18 protein-coding genes are annotated in these 22,264 nt (G+C 66.1%); 12 read left to right on the forward strand and 6 right to left on the reverse strand.

The window, feature by feature from the left end; translation table 11 throughout:
• Window positions 1-11: 11 nt before the first annotated feature.
• A complete protein-coding gene (locus HBF26_RS05740; protein WP_240151221.1) occupies window positions 12-2,198 on the reverse strand; it encodes a penicillin acylase family protein in 2,187 nt (728 codons plus the stop codon).
• A gap of 401 nt (window positions 2,199-2,599) precedes the next feature.
• Here HBF26_RS05740 and HBF26_RS05745 point away from each other — a divergent pair, with 401 nt between their 5' ends.
• Window positions 2,600-2,803: a hypothetical protein gene (locus tag HBF26_RS05745; protein ID WP_167123964.1), complete on the forward strand. Its 204-nt coding sequence runs from the start codon at window positions 2,600-2,602 to the stop codon at window positions 2,801-2,803.
• Here HBF26_RS05745 and HBF26_RS05750 read toward each other — a convergent pair.
• Both HBF26_RS05750 and argS read right to left on the reverse strand, forming a co-directional pair.
• Window positions 2,776-3,702, reverse strand: coding sequence for a M14 family metallopeptidase (locus HBF26_RS05750; RefSeq protein WP_240151222.1), 927 nt, complete (start codon window positions 3,700-3,702; stop codon window positions 2,776-2,778). The genes HBF26_RS05745 and HBF26_RS05750 overlap by 28 nt on opposite strands.
• A 40-nt stretch (window positions 3,703-3,742) precedes the next feature.
• A complete protein-coding gene (argS, locus tag HBF26_RS05755; protein ID WP_167123966.1) occupies window positions 3,743-5,491 on the reverse strand; it encodes an arginine--tRNA ligase in 1,749 nt (582 codons plus the stop codon).
• 122 nt (window positions 5,492-5,613) lie between these two features.
• On the opposite strand from argS, the gene HBF26_RS05760 reads away from it, so the two are divergent.
• The 7 genes from HBF26_RS05760 to HBF26_RS05790 all read left to right on the forward strand — a co-directional run bounded on the left by HBF26_RS05760 (window position 5,614) and on the right by HBF26_RS05790 (window position 15,199).
• Window positions 5,614-6,441: a tetratricopeptide repeat protein gene (locus HBF26_RS05760; protein ID WP_167123968.1), complete on the forward strand. Its 828-nt coding sequence runs from the start codon at window positions 5,614-5,616 to the stop codon at window positions 6,439-6,441.
• Between the two features lie 85 nt (window positions 6,442-6,526).
• Window positions 6,527-7,219, forward strand: coding sequence for a response regulator (locus HBF26_RS05765; protein ID WP_167123970.1), 693 nt, complete (start codon window positions 6,527-6,529; stop codon window positions 7,217-7,219).
• On the forward strand, window positions 7,189-8,586 hold the full coding sequence (locus HBF26_RS05770; RefSeq protein ID WP_167123972.1) for a sensor histidine kinase: 1,398 nt from the start codon (window positions 7,189-7,191) through the stop codon (window positions 8,584-8,586). The genes HBF26_RS05765 and HBF26_RS05770 overlap by 31 nt, the downstream gene beginning before the upstream one ends.
• A gap of 175 nt (window positions 8,587-8,761) precedes the next feature.
• Window positions 8,762-12,001, forward strand: a complete 3,240-nt coding sequence (locus tag HBF26_RS05775) for an efflux RND transporter permease subunit (protein ID WP_167123974.1) — start codon at window positions 8,762-8,764, stop codon at window positions 11,999-12,001.
• Window positions 11,991-13,178: an efflux RND transporter periplasmic adaptor subunit gene (locus HBF26_RS05780; RefSeq protein WP_167123976.1), complete on the forward strand. Its 1,188-nt coding sequence runs from the start codon at window positions 11,991-11,993 to the stop codon at window positions 13,176-13,178. The genes HBF26_RS05775 and HBF26_RS05780 overlap by 11 nt, the downstream gene beginning before the upstream one ends.
• Window positions 13,162-14,655, forward strand: coding sequence for an efflux transporter outer membrane subunit (locus HBF26_RS05785; protein ID WP_205287593.1), 1,494 nt, complete (start codon window positions 13,162-13,164; stop codon window positions 14,653-14,655). The genes HBF26_RS05780 and HBF26_RS05785 overlap by 17 nt, the downstream gene beginning before the upstream one ends.
• A gap of 34 nt (window positions 14,656-14,689) precedes the next feature.
• Window positions 14,690-15,199, forward strand: coding sequence for a hypothetical protein (locus tag HBF26_RS05790; protein ID WP_167123978.1), 510 nt, complete (start codon window positions 14,690-14,692; stop codon window positions 15,197-15,199).
• A 20-nt stretch (window positions 15,200-15,219) separates the two neighbouring features.
• On the opposite strand, the gene HBF26_RS05795 is transcribed toward HBF26_RS05790, so the two are convergent.
• The 3 genes from HBF26_RS05795 to HBF26_RS05805 form a co-directional block, all read right to left on the reverse strand.
• Window positions 15,220-16,617, reverse strand: a complete 1,398-nt coding sequence (locus tag HBF26_RS05795; protein WP_167123980.1) for a coniferyl aldehyde dehydrogenase — start codon at window positions 16,615-16,617, stop codon at window positions 15,220-15,222.
• Between the two features lies 1 nt (window position 16,618).
• Window positions 16,619-18,205, reverse strand: coding sequence for a GMC family oxidoreductase N-terminal domain-containing protein (locus HBF26_RS05800; RefSeq protein ID WP_167123982.1), 1,587 nt, complete (start codon window positions 18,203-18,205; stop codon window positions 16,619-16,621).
• Between the two features lie 103 nt (window positions 18,206-18,308).
• Window positions 18,309-19,172 carry a YicC/YloC family endoribonuclease gene (locus tag HBF26_RS05805; protein ID WP_167123984.1) on the reverse strand — a complete coding sequence of 288 codons (864 nt, stop codon included), beginning with the start codon at window positions 19,170-19,172 and terminating at the stop codon, window positions 18,309-18,311.
• An 81-nt stretch (window positions 19,173-19,253) separates the two neighbouring features.
• Between HBF26_RS05805 and rph the strand changes: the two genes are divergently transcribed.
• From rph to hemW, 4 genes are read left to right on the forward strand one after another with little or no spacing between them, the layout of a single operon-like run.
• Window positions 19,254-19,985 carry a ribonuclease PH gene (rph, locus tag HBF26_RS05810; RefSeq protein WP_167123986.1) on the forward strand — a complete coding sequence of 244 codons (732 nt, stop codon included), beginning with the start codon at window positions 19,254-19,256 and terminating at the stop codon, window positions 19,983-19,985.
• A complete protein-coding gene (locus HBF26_RS05815) occupies window positions 19,982-20,491 on the forward strand; it encodes a GNAT family N-acetyltransferase (protein WP_167123988.1) in 510 nt (169 codons plus the stop codon). Before rph ends, HBF26_RS05815 begins: the two co-directional genes overlap by 4 nt.
• Before the next feature lie 4 nt (window positions 20,492-20,495).
• On the forward strand, window positions 20,496-21,089 hold the full coding sequence (gene rdgB / locus HBF26_RS05820; protein ID WP_167123990.1) for an RdgB/HAM1 family non-canonical purine NTP pyrophosphatase: 594 nt from the start codon (window positions 20,496-20,498) through the stop codon (window positions 21,087-21,089).
• Window positions 21,086-22,243, forward strand: coding sequence for a radical SAM family heme chaperone HemW (gene hemW, locus HBF26_RS05825; RefSeq protein ID WP_167123992.1), 1,158 nt, complete (start codon window positions 21,086-21,088; stop codon window positions 22,241-22,243). The genes rdgB and hemW overlap by 4 nt, the downstream gene beginning before the upstream one ends.
• Window positions 22,244-22,264: the final 21 nt, after the last annotated feature.

Here is a 22,264-nt window from a genome sequence, read left to right on the forward strand (position 1 = left end):
GGCGCGACGAATCACTCTCCGGGGTGATACGTGCGCTCGGAATGCCCGTGCAGATCCTCGGGCCAGAAGTAGACCTTCCGCAGGTTCCCGGTCGTATAGCGCTCGGCTTCGTCGTTGAAGTGTTTCGACGCCGGGTCGCCGCTCTCGCCGCCAGCCGTGACGGCGCGGGCACGCACCTTGTCGCCGAATTCCACCACCGCCACGAAGCTGTTGCCGCTGGTGCCGTAGTAACGCTTCGTCCCGGGCCAACGGTGCGCCCCGAACGAGGCGAGCGAGCCCCAGCGCGAAGACGTGAACGGCACGGGGATGCTAGGCCTGGCGTCGTCGAAGCGCTGCCGGATGGCACCGTCCACGCGCTGGAAGCGGTTTACCTCGCCCCATGGCACGCCCCAGCTCCCGAAGTCCTTCTCCAGGCGGTCGGCAGCTTCGGAAAGGGCGGCAAGCCGCATGGCGGGACCGGCCTTCTCGGCCATCAGATCGTAGACCGAAAGCCCTTCGGCCGTGTCGAGCGTGCTTGCCTTGTCCCAGAGAATGTCGCCCCAGAACACCGCCAGGGACGTAGGCATGGACGCGATGCCCCAGCGGTAATCCCAGGTGCGCAAGAGCGCGACAGGACCAGCCAGCTTCCGCTTCAGCGGATCGCCGTCGGAAAGTGCGTCGTAGTCCGCGACGAGGATCGGCAACTGCCGTGCGAACGCCGGGAGGTAAGGATCGAACGCGGCGTCGATGAGCGACGCCAGTGTGAAACCGCTCCGGCCGGTGAGCACGCGCGTGGCGTGCAGGCCGCGCGGGTTTTCGCCGACAGCATCCATGTAGCGGGGAAAGTCGGCCTGCCGCGGGCTGTCGGGGCCAGCGGCCGAATACGGCCAGTCGTTGGTGTTGAATATCCACCCGGTCGGCGGGTTGACGACCCGCGGCGCCTTGTCGAGCGGCAGCAGCCCCTTCCAGTCGGTGTCGGGATCGCTGCCGTCCACCGGCTTCGTGTAATCGAAGCGGTCGTCGCGCTTGGGAATGAACTGCGGATGCAGATAGGCGATGTTGCCCTTGTCGTCTGCGTAGATGGTGTTATTGGACGAGTTGGCCTTGAGCTCGGCGACCTTCATGTAGGCCGCGACATCGTTCGCCTTCGTGCGCAGCCAGCTCTGCTGCAAGGCCTCCAACGGCTTGTTCATCAATGCCTCGGCAATCCAGCGGTTGCCGTCCGCGCGGACGATCGGGCCGTGGTGCGTGGCATAGGTGGTGAAACGCCGTTCGCCGAGGGTACCGTCGTCCTTCCGTACCGGCACGACGATTTCGCGCACGATCACCGGCCGAAGGTCGTTCCCGTACCGATAGAAGAGCCTGCCGCCCTGCCGCTCGATCGTCTCGGCGAACTCGTCCACGACATCCGCGCCGGTGGAGGTATGCATCCAGCCAAGGTGCCTGTTGAAGCCCTGGTAGATGAAGAACTGCCCCCAGGTGACGGCGCCGTACGCATCCAACCCCTCGTCGCTGGACATCTGCAGTTCGGAGCGGAAGAAGAACGAGGTGTGCGGATTGATCAACAGCAACGCGTGGCCGTCGGCCGTGAGTTTCGGCGCGATCGCGATGCCATTGGAGCCGGTGGGCTCCGCCCAACTGGAAGGCGGCTCGAACTGCGCAAGCGCCCCGGCCGGGTCCTTGCCGTAGAACGCCTGCAGCCAGGACGGCTTTACGCGCTCGATGTCCCCGCCGATGCTGCCCTCGCTGAAGCTCAACGCCATCCAGGGCTCGAAACGCCGGATGACACGGGGGTGCACATCGGGATGGGTGGCGAGGAAATAGTTGAGACCGTCTGCCCATGCATCCATCAGGCTCTTCAGCCACGGCGGCACGCGGCCGTACATCGCCTTCAGCTGGGCCTCGTCGACGAACAGACGCTGGCGCAGGTCCGTCCACAGCGCAGACTCCCCTTCCGCCTGCGCCAGCCAGCCGAGCGACGTGAGGTAGTTCGTCTCGACGCGATTGAAATCGTCTTCGGCTTGCGCATAGGCCATGCCGAACACGGCATCCGCATCGCGCTTGCCGTGCACATGCGCTATGCCCCAGTCGTCGCGGACTATCGTTACCGCGGCGGCCTCGCGCTTCCAGCGCATCGCATCGCCAGCTTCCGAGGCCGCGAGGACGGCGGGGCTGGCGAAGACCAACGCGAAGAACAGGATGTACCTGCGAAGCCTCATCGGGACGGGCGCCATGCATGGGATCGCCGATCCTAGCTTCCCGCCGACCGGATCGGTCAAGTGCCTGCAATCTCACCGGGCCCGGCATGGTTCAAGGCACCGGCCAGTGGGCCGCCGGACCGCCGTTTCGCTGCGCATCGCGTAAATCGGTTACGCAGGCAACCATCATGTGCCATCAGTCATGCGAGAAATACCGCAAAAAAAGGCCTCCGAAGGCAATTCCATTACTCGTGCTTAATGCGACGGAGAGCACTCTCGTGCCATGCGCAGGGGGCAGCGCCCTGCGCACGACCGGCCCATCGATTCACCCTCGCCTTCGCAAGGCCTTGTGCCACCGGCGAGAATGCGAGACCCGGCTCGCCCATCCGTTTCCGCACGGATTCGTGCACCGAGGCATGCCCATGTATGTCGCCCTTTCCATGAATGCGCTGAACTTCTTTCCGCACACGCTGGCATTCGAGACCGTGCGGCAAGTGGACGCCGTCCGCCGGCACAACTGGTCGCCTGGCTACTACGCAAGTGGCGACGATGTGTCGGTGGGCCATTTCCTCGACGAGATCGCCGCGAGCGAGACGCCTCAGCCGGCCGGGTGCGCCAGCGCGTAGGCGATGGCGGCACGCACCGCCGCCACCTGCGCGTCGTTGCACTGCTGCGGCGTGGCGCGCGGGCTGTCCGGGTAGACCTCGGTCGTGGTCGTGTAGCGTGCGCCGGTGATGCCGGCGCAGAGGCCCAGTTCCTTCAACGCATATTCGATGACGCCGGGAGCCACCATCGGCGAACCGATGATCTCGCCGTTCGCGTCGGCGGGGGCGATATGCGTCACCTTCGCCACCGCGTCGATGATCGCCTGCTGGAATTCGGGCTGCGGGTTGGCGGTGTCGTCCACGAGGTAGAAGCCATCCGGAATCTCACCCGGCTCGTACGCCTTGCCGTCGCGCGCCGCCAGCGCGGGACGGAACTCGGATTCGTCGGAGTCGGTGGTTTCGTGCAGGTCGATGTGCATCAGCACGCGTCCACGCAACGGCGCGAGCAAGGCCACGAGAGCGGCCGCCTCGCCCGAGGGGCTGCCTTCGCGGAAATTCCGGTTAGGGTCGATCGCATCCGGATTCCAGCGATGGATGCGCTCGTAGGCCCAGGGGCTCACGCAGGGCACCACCAAGAGGTTCGCCTGCCCCGCATGGTCGTTGCCATGCTCGCGCACAAACTGCAAAGCCCCGTGCACACCACTGGTTTCGTAACCATGGACGCCGCCCGTCACCAGCATCACCGGAAGACCGTCTTGCCAGCCGCGACTGCGCACGGCCAGCAGGGGAAACCGCTCGCCGTCGTAATCGAGCGAGCCGTATTCCGACACGTCGAACCGATCGCGCAATGCGTCTATCGCGCTCAGGACGTCGTCGCGGAAGTCGCGGTGTTTCGTCTGGCGCGAACGCCACATGGCGATCTCGGCGGGGCCCCAAGGCGTACCGGGGATACCGATGGGATACGACGTCTGCTGGTTCAAAGCCACGCTCCGTTTTGAATAGCGGTCATTCTAACCGGCCCTACATCCGCTCAGGCACCCGAATCCCCAGCAGATCGAGGGCCTTGCCAAGAACACCCAGGGTCAGCGAAGACAGGGCCAGACGGGAGCCACGCTCGTCGGCGTTGGAAGCAGCCAGTACGGGGCATTCCGCGTAGAAACGGCTGAACGCCTGGGCGAGCTCATAGGCGAAGTCGGCGATCTCGTTCGGTGCATATCGCGAGGCCGACGACGCAACCACGTCGGGAAAGCGTGCGCACAGCAGCACGAGTTCGCGTTCTGTCCGCTCGCGCACGTCGATGGCACCCGCGACGACGCCGTCTCGCCTGGCCTTTTCCAGGATGGAGGCGATGCGCACGCAGGCGTATTGCACATAGGGACCGGTGCGACCCTCGAACGACACCATGCGTTCGGCATCGAATACGTAGCCGGACGTGCGGTAGGTGGACAGGTCGGCGAACTTCACGGCGGCGATGCCGATGGCGGCGGCGAGGGCGGCGGCCTCGTCTTCGGGGAAGGCATCGCCGTTCTGCCGTACGCGCGCCTTGTCGATCGCATCCGCCAGAAGGTCGCGCAGCTGGGCCACGCCGCCGTCGCGCGTCTTGTACGGCTTGCCGTCGACGCCGTTCACGGTGCCGAAGCCGACATGCACGAGCGTGATGCCTTCGGTGAACCCGGCCGCCTGGGCCGCACGGAACACCTGGGCAAAGTGCAGCGACTGGCGCTGGTCGACCACGTACACGATGCGCGAGGGATGGTGCCGCTGGCGTCGATCGAGAATCGTTGCGAGGTCGGTCGTCGCATACAGGGCGGCGCCGTCCGATTTCTCGAGGAGCAGCGGCGGCATGGGCGATTCGTCGTCGTCACGGGCCACTTCGATGACGAGCGCACCGTCGCTCCGCACGGCCACGCCCCGCGCGACGAGGTCGGCGATCATGCCGGGGATCAGGGGCTGCACGTGGCTTTCGCCGAGCAGTTCGTCGAAGTGCGCGTCCAGCGTGGCGAAGTCGCGCGCCTGAGCATCCAGCGACACGCGCCTGACGACTTCCCATATGCGCATGTGTCGCGCGCTGCCCGCCTGCAGTTCTGCCGTGGCCGCGCGCGCCAGCGCCATGCGGGCCGGGTCGGCCTTGCAGGCCGCCGCCACGCGGGGATACAGATCCTGTAAGGTCTGCATGTCGAAGGGCGGGTTCGCTCGCCACGGGCCGTCTTCGGCCATGTCGGGCCAGAGCACCAGCGCCTCGGAAATCAGCATGCCCATCTGCAGGCCCCAGTCGCCGAGGTGCACGTCGCCGATGACGTGGTGGCCTTGCGCCGTGAGGATGCGACGCAGGCTTTCGCCCAGCACGAGCGAGCGAAGATGGCCGACATGCAAGGGCTTGGCGACGTTAGGGCCACCGAAGTCGATGACGATCGTCTCGGCCGACTGCTGTTGGATGCCGGCATGCGGCGCGGATGCCTGCGCGGCGGCGAATGTGGACAGCACATGGTTGGAAAGGCGAAGGTTGATGAAGCCGGGTCCGGCCACGCTCACCTCGGTGAAATCCTCCAGCGGCGCGAGTCGGGCAACGATCTCGTCGGCCAGCTGCCTCGGCGCACGTCGCAGCCGCCCGGCCAGCGCCATGACGGCGTTGCATTGCAGATCGCCAAGGTCCGGACGCTGCGCCGGCACCGCGCGCACGCCGTCGGTATCCAGCCCACAGGCGGCGAACGCGTCGGCCAGCAGCCGGTCGATGTGCGCGAAAAGGGTCGCTTCCGTGTGGGAGGGCATCGCGGGTTTCCAGGTGGGGGAGCGGATCGAGCGATGAAGAACATAACCGATGCGAAGAAAGCTGGCCGAAAATCGAGGGGATTAGACTCCGGAGGCGACCACTCCCGATGCCGAGGAACATGATGCAAAGCCGGAGCCTCCTTCTCGCACTGCTGCTGCTCGCGCCGTCGATCCACGCGGCGGACTCGCCGAAGGACGTGCAGGCGCTGATCGCCCGGGGCGATTATTCCGGCGCGGAAGCGATGCTGCGCCAGGCCGTCGCCGAGCATCCGCAAAGCGCCAAGGCGCACTACGTACTGGCGGAGGTGCTTGCCCATGAGGGCAATATCGGCGATGCGAAGTCGGAGGCTGCGAAAGCGGCCACGCTCGATCCGGGGACGCACTTCACCGATCCGGCGAAGTTCCAGGCCTTCCGGCGCAAGCTGGATGCGGCGCTCGCGCCCTCTTCCGGCCTGCGAGCCGCAACATCGGGGTTGGACGGGGGCGGGCAGGCGCCGGAACGCGGTCGTTCCGGCGGCTCGCATCTGCTGAACATCCTCGCCATCGGCGCGGGCATCGCTTTGCTCGTTTTCCTTTGGATGCGCCGCCGGCGCGCCGAAGTGCCTCCGGTGGGCTACGCGCCCGTGCCGCCGCCCGAGGGCATGCCTCCCTACGGTTCGTATCCGGGAGCGACCTACGGCACGCCGCCGCAACCCCATTCTGGCGTGGGAACGGCGGTGGCGGCGGGCCTTGGCGGCGTCGCCGCCGGCATGCTGCTCGACGAGGCGCTGCGCGGGCGTCACGATGAGGACGGGTTCCGCGACGGCGGCACCGTCATCCGCGAGGACCGCGATCCCTCCGCGCAGGCGTATGAGGATCTGCGCGACGAGCCGATCGACATGGGTAATAACGACGATTCATGGGACGACTCCGGCTCCGGCGGCGGATTGGACGACGACGATTCCTGGTAGCGGCACGATAGCCCGCCAAAAGGTTGGCAAAAGACTTCCACGCCATCCTTGCAGCTGCCCTTCGCGACTTCGATTCCCAACGACCATGCATATCCTCCTCCTGGAAGACGACGTCGAGTTGGGCGAAGCCATCAAACACGCCCTGGAGCAGCAGTCGTATGCGGTGACATGGCTCACCGATGGCCGCAACGGAGCGAATGCGCTGCCCGATGCGTCGTTCGACCTCATCCTCCTCGACCTGGGTCTGCCAGGACGGGACGGTATCGACCTGCTCCAGCAGGCGCGCCGCGCCGGCATCAAGACCCCCATCCTCATCATGACCGCCCGCGATGCGCCGGAGGCGCGCATCAGGGGCCTGGACATGGGTGCCGACGATTACCTGGTCAAACCCTTCCACCTCGGCGAGCTGGCCGCGCGCATCCGCTCGCTGACCCGGCGTGCGCAGGGTCTGGTCGACAATCGCATCGAGGTCGCCGGCCTTGTCCTCAATCTCGGGACGACCGACGTGGCTTTCCGCGGCGAATGCATCACATTGACCCGCCGCGAATTTGCGGTGCTCCGCATCCTCATGGAGCGCGCAGGGCGCATCGTCCGGCGCGAGAGCCTGGAGAGCTCGGTATACGGGTTCGATACAGTGGTCGACCGCAACGCCATCGAAGTGCACGTGCACTGGCTGCGCCGCAAGCTCAGTCCGGAACTCATCCACACGGTGCGCGGTATCGGCTACATGATGCCCCGGGAACCCAAATGCCCGCCCTCAGCCTCCGCGCACGATTGACCTGGCTCATCATCGCCGTGCAGGTGGCGGTGCTGATCCCGCTGGGCGCCATCAGCTACCAGCGCGAGCGGGCAGAGATGGTGAAATTGCTGGATGGGCGCCTCGCTCAGGCCGGGCGCACGCTCGGCACCCTGATCGCGGACAGCCAGCGCGGCTACAGCGATGCGGATGCCCGACGCGCCGTCAAACTCGTCACCGCCGCCCAACGCGGCACGGTTGTTGTGGCGGTTCACGCAAAGAATTACGAACCCGAAGTGGGCTTCCAGGCCTACAACCCGCAGGGCACGCTCATTGCCGCCACGGCGAACCTGGCGGACCTGCCGCCGCCCGCGCCAGGCGAGCGCGGATTCAGCGACATCGAACACGATGGGGCGGGCTGGCGGCTGTTCACGCTGACCAACCGCTTCAACCTCACGGTGCGCATCGGCGAACGGGCGGAGAACCGGGCCGACATCACGCGGGAACTCGTCCTCGAACACTCGTTACCCCTCCTCATCGGCCTGCCCTTGCTGGCCTTGCTCGCGAGCCTGGCGGTCAAGCAGGGGTTGCGCCCTTTGAACAGGCTCACCCAGGTACTCTCCGAGCGCGCCCCACGCAGCCGGACACCTATCGCCATCGAGCGCTCCCCGGGCGAGATCAAGCCGCTGATCGCCACGCTCAACGAGCAGCTGGAACGGCTGGAGGACGTGATCGAACGCGAGCACCGGTTCGCCGGCGATGTGGCCCATGAACTGCGCACGCCGCTGGCGGCGACGACCATTCACCTGGAGAGCGCGCTGATCGCCAACGATCCGGCCGAACTTGAGTTCACCCTGCATAGCGCCCGGCGCAGCCTGGGACGGTTGGGGCGACGCATCGAGCAGATCCTGGCCATCGCGCGCCTCGAAGCCGGCGCGGCCGCCGAGCAACGCATCCCACTGGACCTGATCGTGCTGGCGACGGAGGTGGTCGAGGAACTGGCACCGCTCATCGCCGAGAAGGACATCGCGCTCAGCCTCACGCATGAGGAGCCTGTGGTTCGCGTGGCCGGCCACGAGGTCGCATTGACGGCCATGTTCCGCAACCTCGTGGAGAACGCGCTGCGCTACACACCCGAGGGCGGACGGGCGGATATCTCGATCCAACGCGATGGCGGCATCGTCGTCATCGGAGTCTGCGACGACGGACCAGGCATACCGCTCTACCGTCGTGCGCTGGCGTTCAAGCGCTTCGAGCGGAGCAGCGACACCAAGGAACCAGGTTACGGCCTGGGTCTGAGCATCGTGCAACGCGCGGTCGAGCTGCACGAAGGTTCGATCGAATTGCTCAACGGCCCGTCGGCGCGCGGCCTCTTGGTGCGAATCCACATCGAGGCGCTCGACGGCTGACGGCCGGCGTCCAAAGCAAGACAAAAGATTTCCACAAGGTTCGGACCGAACAATGGGCGTGGGCGATTCTGCCCGAGTCCCAGCGAGTGGCCATGAACCTCACCGCGCCTCACCGATCCGCTGCCAGGCCTGGCAGCACCCGGCTGCCGCAACCGCCCCGCGGAGGTTCCGCTGCATGTTAGGGATGGTACGCATCGCGCTGTCGCGCCCCTATACGTTCATCGTCCTTGCCCTGCTCATCCTCATTGCGGGCCCCCTGGCCGCCATCAAGACGCCCACGGACATCTTCCCGAACATCGGCATTCCGGTGATCAGCGTGGTCTGGACGTACAACGGCCTGCCGCCGGAGCAGATGTCGGGACGTGTGATCTATTACTACGAGCGTCAGTTGACCACATCGGTCAACGATATCGAGCACATCGAGTCGCAGTCGCTACCCGGCGTGGGCATCGTCAAGATCTTCTTCCAGCCCGGCGTGGACATCCGTACCGCCACCGCCCAGGTAACCTCGATCTCGCAGACCGTGGTAAAGCAGATGCCGCCGGGCATCACGCCCCCGCTCATCCTCAACTACAACGCGTCCACCGTACCGGTGCTGCAGATGGCGCTTTCCAGCCCCATCCTGTCAGAGGCGACGATCCGCGACATCGCGCAGAACTTCATGCGCCCCACGCTCATTTCGGTCCCAGGCGTGGCCATTCCGACACCTTACGGCGGCAAGCAGAAGCAGGTAACGCTCGACCTGAATCCGCAGGCGCTGGCGGCCAAGGGCCTATCCGCACAGGATGTCGGCAATGCGTTGGCGACGCAGAACCAGATCATCCCCGTCGGCACCGCGAAGATCGGCACCTACGAGTACCACGTCCAGCTCAACAACAGCCCGACGGCCATTGACGAGCTGAACAACCTGCCGATCAAGACAGTCAACGGCGCCACCATCACGATCGGCGACGTTGCGCATGTTCGCGACGGCGCGCCGCCACAGAACAACGTGGTGCGCGTGGACGGCAAGCGGGCGGTACTCATGCCGGCACTGAAGAACGGCAACGCCTCCACGCTGGACGTGGTGGCGGGCATCAAGAAGCTGTTGCCGCTGATCGCCGAGACCCAGCCCAAGTCGCTGAAGATGAACCTCCTCGGCGATCAGTCCCTCTTCGTGAAAGCCGCGGTGAGCTCGGTCGCGCGCGAGGGCATCATCGCCGCCGTGCTGACCTCGGTCATGATCCTGCTGTTCCTGGGCAGTTGGCGCTCGACCGTGATCATCGCGCTGTCGATCCCGCTCGCGGTCCTGTCGGCTATCGCTTTGCTGGCCGTCTTCGGGCAGACCCTGAACGTGATGACCCTGGGTGGTCTCGCTCTGGCGGTAGGCATCCTCGTCGACGATGCCACGGTGACCATCGAGAATATCAACTGGCACCTCGAGCAGGGCAAGGGCGTCGTCGACGCCATCATGGACGGCGCCAGACAGATCGTGACGCCGGCGTTCGTGTCGCTGCTGTGCATCTGCATCGTCTTCGTGCCGATGTTCATGCTCGACGGCATCGCCGGCTTCCTGTTCCGGCCGATGGCATTGGCCGTGATCTTCGCCATGGTGTCTTCGTTCGTCCTTTCGCGAACCCTCGTGCCCACGCTGGCGATGTTCCTCCTCAAGCCGCATACGGTGGAGACGGGTCCGGGCAATCATCCCGAGGACCAGGTCATCAACCATCACGAAGGCGATCGTCATGCGCAGAAGCGCCGCAACCCCTTCGTGCGTGGCCTGATCGCGTTCCAGCTGGGCTTCGAGCAGCGTTTCACTGGCGTGCGAGACACCTACTACGCCGTGCTGGGCGTGGCGCTGGCCCATCGCAAGCGTTTCGTGCTTGGCTTCCTGGCGTTCGTCTTCGCTTCCTTCGCCCTCATACCGGCATTGGGCCGGGATTTCTTCCCCGAGGTGGACGCGGATTCGCTCTCGCTGCACGTGCGCGCCCCGATGGGTACGCGCGTCGAGGAAACAGCGGCGGAATTCGACCACATCGAGCGCGCCATCCGGTCAGTCATTCCGCCGGACGAACTCGACGCCATTATCGACAACATCGGCCTTCCGCTGTCCGGTGTGAATCTCGTCTACAGCAGCAGCGGCACCATCGGATCGCAGGACGGCGACATCCAGATCGTGCTGAAGGAGGGCCACCGTCCCGCGGCCGAATTCATGAAGAAGCTGCGCGAGATCCTGCCGCGGCAGTTCCCCGGCACGCAGTTCGCCTTCCTGCCTTCGGACATGACCAGCCAGATCCTGAACTTCGGCGCGCCGGCGCCGCTGGATGTATCGATCGCCGGCCGCGATCGCAAGGCGAACGAGGCTTATGCCGAAGCGATCCTCAAGGAGATGCGCAAGATCGACGGCATCGTGGACGTGCGCCTGCAACAGAGCTCCAGCTACCCCCAGCTCAACGTCAAGGTCGACCGCATCCGCGCCGACGGCCTCGGCATCACCGAGCGCGACGTGACCAACAGCATGGTGGCGTCGCTCGCAGGCAGTTCGCAGGTCGCACCGGCCTTCTGGCTGAACCCGAAGAACGGCGTGTCGTACGCGATCGTGGCGTCGACGCCGCAGTACCGGATGGACTCGATGTCCGACCTGAAGGCGCTGCCGGTGACGTCTGCCGTCAACGGCTCCACGCAGATCCTCGGCGGTCTGGCCAGCTTCACGCGCGGGCCCAGCGATGCGGTGGTGTCGCACTACAACATCATGCCCTCGTACGACATCTACGCCTCGATCCAGGGACGCGACCTGGGCGGCGTCTCCGCCGACGTGCAGAAGGTGCTCGACCGATTCGCCGCGAAGCGCCCGGCCGGCACGCTGGTGAGCCTGCACGGCCAGGTGGGCACCATGAACGAGGCCTTCAGCGGCCTGCTCTTCGGCCTCGTCGGTGCCGTGGTCCTGATCTATCTGCTGATCGTGGTGAACTTCCAGTCCTGGCTGGATCCGTTCGTGATCATCACCGCGCTTCCGGCAGCGCTGGCGGGCATCGTGTGGATGCTGTTCCTGACCCACACCACCCTGTCGGTGCCCGCCCTTACCGGCGCCATCATGTGCATGGGCGTGGCGACCGCGAACTCCATCCTGGTGGTGAGCTTCTGTCGCGAGCGTCTGGCCGAACATGGCGACGCCTTCAAGGCCGCGCTGGAGGCGGGCTTCACTCGCTTCCGTCCCGTCTGCATGACGGCGTTGGCCATGATCATCGGCATGCTGCCCATGGCGCTGACCCACGAGCAAAACTCGCCCCTGGGCCGCGCCGTCATCGGCGGCCTGCTCTTCGCCACGTTCGCGACGCTGCTTTTCGTGCCGGTCATCTTCGCCATCGTGCATGGCCGCGCTGCGCCTGTTCCTTCTGAAGACCGCCTGATCGGAAACCCCTCCCATGTCTCATGAAGCTCCCGCCCCCATGCCGGGGCGTCCTCCCCGTGTTCGCCTGGCGCTTGCCATCGGCGTGGTTCTCGCGTCGGTGGGGGTCGTCGCCGGGCTTTCGCTCCGCGCGGTCGAATCGCGAGAACTGGACACCTGGACGCAGGCACAACTGACGCCTTCGGTCCAGACGATTTCCGCCTCGGCCCTGAGCGATACGCAAGGCCTCACGTTACCCGGCCACCTGGACGCGTGGATCGCCACGCCCATCCACGCGCGTGTCGGTGGCTACCTCAAGCAATGGAACGTGGACATCGGCGAGAAGGTGAAGGCCGGCCAGGTGCTCGCCCTCATCGACACGCCGGAACTCGACCAGCAGTTCGAACAGGCCAAGGCCGAACTGGTCCGTGCGCAAGCCAACGTGCGCCTGGCAGACACGACCGCCAGGCGCTGGCAAAACCTCTTGCAGTCGCGGTCGGTATCCAAGCAGGAAGCCGACGAGAAGGCGAGCGAGGCGGAAACCGCCCGCGCCAACGAACTGGCCGCGAAGGCCGATGTGGACCGGCTGGCGGCGCTCGAATCGTTCAAGAAGATCGTCGCTCCGTTCGACGGCACCGTCACCGCGCGCAACACCGATATCGGCGACCTCATCACCGCCAACAGCGACGGCGGGCAGCCGCTGTTCTCCATTGCCGACACGAGCAAGATGCGCCTCTACACGCAGGTGCCGCAGAGTTACGCGTCGAGCATCTTGCCCGGGATGAAAGTGAAGCTTCTGGTGCTTGGCCATGGCGGCGAAACGGTCAATGGCACACTCATCGGCACCTCGCGCTCCATCAGCCGCACGTCCGGGACCTTGCTGGCCCAGTTCAAGGTGGAGAACCCACGCCAGGATCTTCTGCCTGGCGACTTCGCCGAAGTGCAGATGGCCACTCACGCACCCGACGGATCGGTCACCGTGCCCGCCACCACCCTGCTCTTCCGGGCGGCCGGGCCGCAGATCGCCGTGCTGGGCAAGGACGATCATGTGGTGTTGCGCGACGTGCACATCGCCATGGACCTGGGCGACAAGCTGATCATCGACCAAGGCCTGCGCCCGGACGATCGCATCATCGATCACCCCACCGATTCGCTGGCCCAGGGCGACCTGGTGCAGATCGCCCAGCCTGTGCGCGATGAGCCGAGCCATGCCAAGAATGCGTGATGTCGTTCGCCGGTCGCTGTCCCTTGGTGTGCTCCTGGCGCTGGCCGGCTGCTCGCTGGCGCCCGAGTACAGCCGGCCCACGGCCGGTCCCTTGCCCGACGCGTTCAAGGGTGCGAGCAACCCCGAAGGCTGGACGATCGCCGCGCCGAAAGACGAGGCGGCGCGTGGCCCCTGGTGGACCGCGTACAGCGACCCGGTGCTCGATCGTCTGGAAGGTCGCCTCAACGCCGACAATCCCGACCTCGCCATCGCACTGGCACGTGTGGATGCCTCGCAGGCGTTTCTCGAGCAACTGGGTGCCGCGCAACAGCCGCAAGCCGGCGTGAGCGCCAGCCCGACCCGCGATCGCCAGTCCGGTCGCCGCCCCCTGCGTGGCGCGAACCAGCCCAACGAGTACGACACTCGTACGTTCGCGTTCTCCACGGGCTACGAGCTCGATCTGTGGGGACGCATCCGTAACGAAGTCGCGACAGGGCGTGCGCAGACCCAGGCGGCGGAAGCAGACCTGGCCTCGGCTCGATTGAGCCTCCAGGCGGAACTGGCCGACCTCTATATCAAGCTCCGCGGCTACGACGTCCAGGCGCAGATCGTCCAGGATTCGTTGAAGGCATTCGGCGAGGGCCAGCAGATCACGCAGAACCGCATGGACGGCGGTGTTTCCTCGGGTCTGGATGTGGCGCGCGCGAATGCCCAGTTGGCAGATGCGCAGGCACAAGCCACGGAACTACGCGTGCAGCGTGCGCTCACGGAGCACGCCATCGCCGCACTGATCGGCGAATCGGCCTCCACATTCTCGCTGCCGCCGCAGAAAGCGGCCGTGCCCTTGCCGAAGATTCCCCTGGGCGTGCCGTCCACGCTGCTCGAACGCCGACCGGACATCGCGGCGGCCGAGCGCCGTGCATTCGCGGCCAATGCGGCCATCGGCGTGGCACGCGCGGCGTTCTATCCGGACGTCAGCCTCAGTGCCGCCTTCGGCTTCCAGGACGTCGGCCACGGCCGGCTGCTGAGCGCGACCAACCAGTTCTGGAGTCTGGGTCCACTCGCATCCTTCAATCTTTTCGACGGAGGACTGCGACGCGGACGCGAAGCCGAAGCCAGGGCGGAGTTCGCTTCCGCATCGGCGCAGTACAGGCACGTGGTGCTCCACGCATTCCAGCAGGTCGAAGACAACCTCACGCTGTTACAGGAACTCGGCCGGGAAAGCGAACAGGAAGGCGCCGCCGCCGAAGCGGCCAAACAGTCGCAGACCCTGGCGACCAATCGCTACAACGAAGGCGTCGTCAGCTACCTGGAAGTGGTCACTGCGCAGACAGCCGCCCTCCAGGCGGAGCGCACGGCAGAAAGGGTCCACACCCGCCAGTTGCAGGCCAGCGTCGATCTCATCCGCGCCCTCGGCGGCGGCTGGGACGGCGAACTTCGGCTTTCTCGCACTGACAGCCCTGTAACGCGGAAACCCGCCACGCCGAACGCGCCCTGAGCGCTACGCCCCCACTCATCAGGAGATTCAAGCCATGCCACACCGGAAGCCATGCCTCGGCATCATGCTCTTGGTTGCCGCACTTTCCACGGGTTGCGCCGCCCACCTGCAAACCAGAACCGTGCAGGACGGCGACACCTATGACCTGTGGGCCGCCCGGATGGAACACATGCCGTTCGTGTTCCACGAACCCGATGGACATGTCGACGTGTACGACGTCAGAGGTAATGCATGGACGGGGCCCACGAACGACCTGAAGGACGGCAGCGCGGACCGCGTCGAAGTGTACGAGGGCCACTACGCGGCAGCGACGGGCACGATGTGCACACCGTCGACGACCGCACTCACGGCCGGACGCGCCGCGGGCAGTGCGAACGTGGTGGCGGCCATCTGCGACCGCGGCCGCACGGTCGTTTCCTTCAGCGACAAGGTCCGCGCACGCGTGCTAGACGCGAAGACCGAATATGTCCCGCGTGTCCGGCATCTTCTCCTGGAAGGCATCTGGGAAAGCGTGGCCCAGGAACCCGCGCCGCTGCATACGTGATATCGGGCACGTCAGGAATATCAATGGCGGGCGAGAAAGCGTGATATCGCCGCGCTGACCCTGCCCCAAGGGGGGCCGAGCTTCTCGAAGACGTTGACGAAACCGACGGCGTGAACCGATCGCGCATGGCTCAGCCGACGGAACCCTTCATAACCGTGGTAAGCGCCCATGCCACTAGGCCCGACACCGCCGAAGGGGAGATTTTCCTGCGCGATATGGAGGAGCGTGCCATTCAGCGTGACGCCTCCTGAAGTGGCGGTATCCAGCACGCGATCACGCGTTCGGGCATCGTTTGTGAACAGGTAGAGGGCGAGTGGCCTGTCGCGATCGGCCACAAAGCCGGATGCCTGGTCGATCGCATGGTACGAGATGATCGGCAGAACAGGACCGAAAATCTCCTCACGCATCAACATACATTCGGACGGCGGATCGATGACGACGGTCGGAGCGATCTTTGCGGACGTGGCGGGCTGTTCATCGAACGTCAGCACCTCGATACCGGCGTCGCGAACCTCGGCGATCGCAGCGTTGAGGCGATCGCGATGCCTTGCGGTTATCACGGCGCTATATTGGTCGTTATCGGAGACGGTCGGATAACCGCGCTTTGCGGCTTCGAGCACGAGTCGCGCGAACACCTGCGCTTGTCCATTCGGAACAAGCGCATAATCGGGCGCGATGCAGGTCTGCCCGGCATTGAGAAATTTTCCGAACGCGACCGAGCGCGCGGCTTTCTCCAGGGAATAGTCAGGTGCCACGATCGCCGGTGATTTGCCGCCAAGTTCGAGCGTCACCGGCGTCAGGTTTTCCGCCGCAGCTCGCATGACCTTCCGCCCAACCGCCGTCGAACCGGTGAATACCAGGTGGTCGAATGGAAGTGCAGTGAACGCTTCAGCCACTGTAACGTCGCCGACAATGACGGCGACCTCGGAAGGATCGAAGGCGTCGGCAACCAGTTCGTGCAGCAGCGTGGAGAATGCCGGGGTCAGTTCAGACGGCTTGATCAATGCACGATTACCTGCCGCCAGCGCGTCGCACAGCGGGCCGACCGACAGCAGCAACGGATAGTTCCAGGGCGCCACAATGCCGACGACGCCAAGCGGTTCGAGCCGCACCCATGCCTTGGCTGGTTGGAAGACCAGGTCGATCGATCGCCGCTGCGGCTTCATCCACCGCGCGACATGACGGCGGGCATGGCGAATCGCGCGCAGGGCAGGAACGAACTCCAGAAGCTCGGTCTCGGCCCGCGCCCGACCGCCGAAATCCGCATCGATTGCCGCCACCATGCGATCGATATTGGCGAGCAGCATATGTTCGAGACGGCTGAGCGCATCCTTACGGGTCCGGGCGTCGGGCGTACCCTGCGCCCGAAATGCGGCCCGCTGCAGCGTCAGGAGATTCCCGGCATCGAAACCTGTCATCTCAGCACCCCAAAACAAGGTCGGCCGCCTTCTCGCCGATCATCGCGGAGGGAGCTTCGGTGTTGCCGCTGACCAACGTTGGCATGATCGAAGCGTCCGCCACCCTCAATCCTTCGACACCGCGCACACGCAGGGCGACGTCGACGACCGAACGATCGTCCGGCCCCATGCGGCATGTGCCGGCCGGATGATAAATGGTATCAGCATGCGCCCGGATCATCGCCTCAAGCTCCGCATCGTCGGCATCGAAGCGCCCGTAAAGCAAGCGTGGGCCAAACCGGGCGAGCGGAGCAGCCTGCCAGACGCGATGAGCGATCCGCGCGCCCTTCATCATCAGCTCGAGATCGTCGGAATGCGACAGGAATGCGGGATCGATGAGAGGATCTTCGGCAATGTCAGGCCGTGCCAGCTTCACCGAGCCCCGGCTCTTCGGGCGGAGGGCGCAAACGTGAAGCGCCGCGCCGTTCGCGAAGTGGAAATGCCTGCCATGATCGTCGACGATGGCAATCGTGAAGTGAAACTGGAGATCGGGCCGGTCTTGCGATACATCACTGCACACGAAGCCCCCCGCCTCCGCGGCGTTGCTGGTCAGCGAGCCGCGCCCCCGGAAATAGGCAGGGAGCGTAAGCGCCGCGCGTGCCATGGCGAGCGGGTTGTAGGCGAAAAGACCGGGCCCTTTCATCCGCACGTTCGCCGTATAGTCCAGGTGATCCTGAAGGTTGAGGCCGACCTCAGGCGCGTCGACGATCGCCTCGATACCAAGATCATGGAGTTGTGCGGCATCGCCGATACCGGACAGCATCAAAAGCTGTGGCGAGGCGATGGCACCGCCACTCAGGATGACCTCGCGGCGCGCCCGCACCTGGTTCAGGCCGTTCGCATTCCGCGTGGAAACCCCGACTGCACGGCGTCCGTCGAATAGAACGCGCTCGACCGTCGTGTTGCCCACAATCGTGAGGTTCGATCGTGCGACACCATCGTGCAGATAGGCGCGCCCCGCATCCAGGCGGCGCCCGTGACGCTGGAAGACCTGATAAAGCCCGACGCCTTCCTGCTCGGCACCGTTGAAATCATTGTTCCGCCGATAGCCTACAGCCTCCGCAGCAGCGATAAAGTCGAGGGCAACCGGGCTCGGCGAAGGCAGGTCGCTGACGACAAGCGGTCCGTCTGCTCCGTGCCATTCACTCGCGCCACGTGTGTTCGCCTCTGACCGCTTGAAGAGAGGCAGAACGTCGTCCCAACTCCAGCCGGCGCATCCCGCTGCAGCCCAGCCGTCATAGTCCTCGCGCTGACCTCGAATAAAGCACATGGCATTGATGAGACTCGACCCGCCGACGCCGCGGCCGCGCGGTACGAATCCCCTGCGACCGTTGAGTCCCGGTTGCGGAACCGTGCGAAAGCCATAGTTGTAGCGGTTGCGGCGGCCGACCAGCGGCCCGAGCCCGATCGGCATGATCGACAGGAAGGATGGTTTGGGCGGCCCCGCTTCCAGCAAGACGACCGATGGCTTCGACGGCGCGTCCGCCAGTCGGCGCGCGAGCGCGCAACCCGCTGGCCCCGCCCCCACGATGACGTAGTCAGCTTCCACGGTGCCTCCGCCTCTCCGACGCCGGATTCAAAACAAATTGAGCGCGCTGTTCGTCCCGAACATCCATTCCAGGTGCAGCGCCCGTTCCTTCATCGAATAGGCATCACTCGATATTCTGCACCTGCTCGCGCATCTGCTCGATCAGCACCTTCAGTTCAACGGCGGCGTTGGTCGTGCGCGAATCGACGGATTTCGAGCCCAGCGTGTTCGCCTCGCGGTTGAATTCCTGCATGAGGAAGTCGAGGCGACGGCCAACCGGTTCCTTCAGGGCAAGCACGCGGCGTGCCTCGGAAATGTGAGTGGCGAGGCGGTCGAGTTCCTCGTCCACGTCCATCCGCGTGATCTGCAGTACCAGTTCCTGTTCCAGGCGGCCCGGATCGGCCGGCTGACGGATATCGGCGAGGCGGGCTTCGAGACGCGCGCGCAGCGCGGTGCGAATCTCCGGAAGCCAGCCGCGTACATCGGCCACGATCTTTTCCACGGCGTCGAGGCGTTCGCGGAGCATCTCGGCCAGCTTGCCGCCTTCGCGGGCGCGGGTGTCGCCCAGCGCGGCAAGGGCCTGGTCGAGCACGCCCAGGAGCGCCGCCTGCACCGCATCGGCGTCCGCTTCCGGCTGCTGGAGCACGCCGGGGAAACGAAGCAGCTCGGTGAACTGCACCTGCATGCGCGGGAAGCGTTGTTCCAGATCCAGGGCAAGCTCGGAGAGGCGGGACAGCACCGCGCCGTCGATGCGCAGACCTTCGCCGGAGCCGGCTTCGGCGCGCAGGCGAACGGTGACGTCCACCTTGCCGCGGGACAGGCGGGTGGCGATGCGCTCGCGCAGGGCGCTCTCGAAGCCGCGCATGTCGTCGGGCAGGCGCGGGCTGATTTCGAGGTAGCGGTGATTGACGGTACGTAGCTCGCAGGTGAGCGTGCCGGAAGGGCCGGCGCGCTCGGCGGAAGCGTAGGCGGTCATGCTGCGGATCATCGGTAGCCTCGCGGCATGCGCGTCGAAAGAGAGGGGCCAATGGTAAACTGACCCACCGCCCGTGCCCAAATCAGGCCCCACATGACCTCCATCCGCCCCAGCGGACGCGCCGCCGACCAGTTGCGCGCCGTCAGCATCGAACGCCATTACACCCGCCACGCCGAGGGCTCCGTGCTGGTTTCCTTCGGCGACACCAAGGTGCTGTGCACCGCGTCCGTCGAGGAACGCGTGCCACCGTGGCTCCGCGGCAAGGGCGAGGGCTGGGTCACCGCCGAGTACGGCATGCTGCCCCGCGCCACCACCGACCGCACCCAGCGCGAAGCCGCACGGGGCGGCCAGGGCGGCCGCACCATGGAAATCCAGCGTCTCATCGGGCGCTCGCTGCGCGCCTGCGTGGACCGCGCCGCGCTCGGCGAGCGCGTCATCACGCTGGACTGCGACGTGATCCAGGCCGACGGCGGCACGCGCACCGCAGCCATCACGGGCGCCTATGTGGCGCTGGTGGACGCGGTGGCCACACTGACGAAGCGCAACGCGATCAAGCGCAATCCCATCCTCGGCGCCGTCGCAGCGGTGTCGGTCGGCGTCTACAACGGCCTGCCCGTGCTCGACCTCGATTACGCCGAGGACTCGAACTGCGACACGGACATGAACGTGGTGATGAACGACGGCGGCGGTTTCATCGAAGTGCAGGGCACGGCCGAGGGCCACGCCTTCCGTCGCGAAGAAATGGACGCCCTGCTCGATCTCGCCGGCAAGGGCATCGCGGAACTGGTGGCGGCGCAGCGCGCCGCGCTGGAGACCGCGGCATGAGTGGCATCCGTGCCGCGACGCCCGCCGATCTCGACGGCATCGCCGCCGTGCACCGGGCGGCGTTCGGTCGGGATGGCGAAGCCAACCTCGTCAGGCGGCTGGTCGACGAGGGCCGCGACGCCATCTCCCTGGTGGCCGTGGACGACGACGGGAACGTGCTCGGGCACGTGCTGTTCTCGCCGGTCACCGTGGAGGAAGGCGACGACGGCAAGGCGCTAGGTCTCGCCCCCGTCGCCGTGCTGCCCGAGCACCAGCGCCAGGGCATCGGCCGCGCACTGATCGAGGAAGGCATCGGCGCCTGTTTCGTGCGCGATGCGCGCGCCATCTTCGTCCTGGGATCGCCCGCCTATTATTCCGGCTTCGGTTTCGGCAAGGCGTCCGCGCACGGGTTGCACGATGCGTTCGAAGGCGGCAATGCGTTCCAGGTGCTGCCGCTCACGGTCACGGGCCTCGAAGGCTATCGCGGCCGGGTCGATTACGCGCCCGAATTTTCCGAGGGGCTCTAAAGCCATGCGCATCGTCCTTGCGTCCGGCAACGCCGGCAAACTGGCCGAGCTGGAACAACTGCTCGGTGACAGCGGCATCGAACTGGTCGCACAAAGCACGCAGGGCGTGCACGACGCGGACGAAACCGGCCTCACCTTCGTCGAGAATGCGCTCATCAAGGCGCGCCATGCCGCGCGCATCACCGGCCTGCCGTCGCTCGCCGACGATTCGGGCATCTGCGTCGATGCGCTGGGCGGCGCACCCGGCCTCTACGCCGCACGCTATGCCGGCACGCATGGCGACAACGCCGCGAACCGGGCGAAGCTGCTGCGCGAACTCGACGGCGTGCCCATGGAGCGGCGCCGGGCGCACTTCATCGCCGTGCTGGTTCTGCTGCGGCACGCTGAAGATCCGGCGCCCCTTATCGCCGAGGCGCGCTGGCATGGCCGCATCCTCGAGTCCGAGCGCGGCACCGGCGGCTTCGGTTACGACCCCCTGTTCCTCCCCGACGGGTACGACATGTCGGCCGCGGAACTCGATCCCGCGCTCAAGAACCGGCTCAGCCATCGTGGCCAGGCCCTGGCGCTGCTGAAGGCTCGCCTGCCCGACCTCGCATGACCCTGTTACCGCCCCCGCTGTCGCTGTATGTGCACATGCCCTGGTGCGTGCGCAAATGCCCGTACTGCGATTTCAATTCGCACGGCGTGCGCGGCACCCCGGAATACGCGGCTTACGTGGACTCGCTGCTGGCGGACCTCGACGCCGACCTGCGCGACTTCGGTGCGGCGCTGCACGGACGCACGGTGGAAACGGTGTTCTTCGGCGGCGGTACACCCAGCCTGTTCTCGCCCGAACTCGTGGGCCGCTTCCTCGACGGCGCGCGCCAGCGGCTGTCCTTCGCAGGCGATGCCGAGGTCACACTGGAGACGAACCCCGGCACGGTGGAGCATGGCCGTTTCGACGGCTACCTCGCCGCGGGCGTCAACCGCATCTCGTTCGGCGTGCAGAGCTTCGACGACGACAAGCTGCGCCGCCTCGGCCGCATCCACTCCTCGAGCGACGCCGCGAGCGCGGTGCGCGAGGCGCAGGACGCCGGCATCGGCAATATCAACATCGACCTGATGTATGCCCTCCCCGAACAGGATCTGGCCGGTGCGCTCGACGACGTGGCGCGTGCCGTCGCTCTTTCGCCCACCCACATCTCGCATTACCAGCTCACCCTGGAACCGAACACCGCGTTCGCCGCGAATCCTCCGCCGCTGCCCGACGACGACGCTGCCTGGGCGATCCAGGAAGCGTGTGAAGCCCGGTTGGCCGACGCGGGTTACGGGCAGTACGAGGTGTCGGCCTATGCGCGCCCGGGGCGGCGCTGCGCGCACAACCTCAACTACTGGCGCTTTGGCGACTATCTGGGCATCGGCGCCGGCGCCCACGGCAAGATCAGCGATGCACAGGGCGTGCGCCGCCGCTGGAAGACACGCCTGCCGGCGGCCTACCTGGCCAGCGCCGGCCAGACCGCGCGCATCGGCGGGGATTCGACGGTGGCGGCAGCCGATCTTCCCTTCGAGTACATGCTCAACGCGCTGCGCCTGATCGACGGCGTACCGGCGGCGGATTTCCAGGAGCGTACGGGGCTGCCGCGCGAAGCGATCGCGTCCTCCCTCGCCGAATGCGTGGCCCGCGGCTGGCTGCTGGACGATCCCGCCGTGCTGAAGACCACGCCCCTGGGGCAGCGTTTCCTGAACGACGTCATCGAAACGTTCATGGCCTGACGGCCTTGAGGCACGCCACAT

Origin of the sequence: Luteibacter jiangsuensis (assembly GCF_011742555.1) — a bacterium.
GTDB classification, from domain to species: Bacteria; Pseudomonadota; Gammaproteobacteria; order Xanthomonadales; family Rhodanobacteraceae; genus Luteibacter; species Luteibacter jiangsuensis.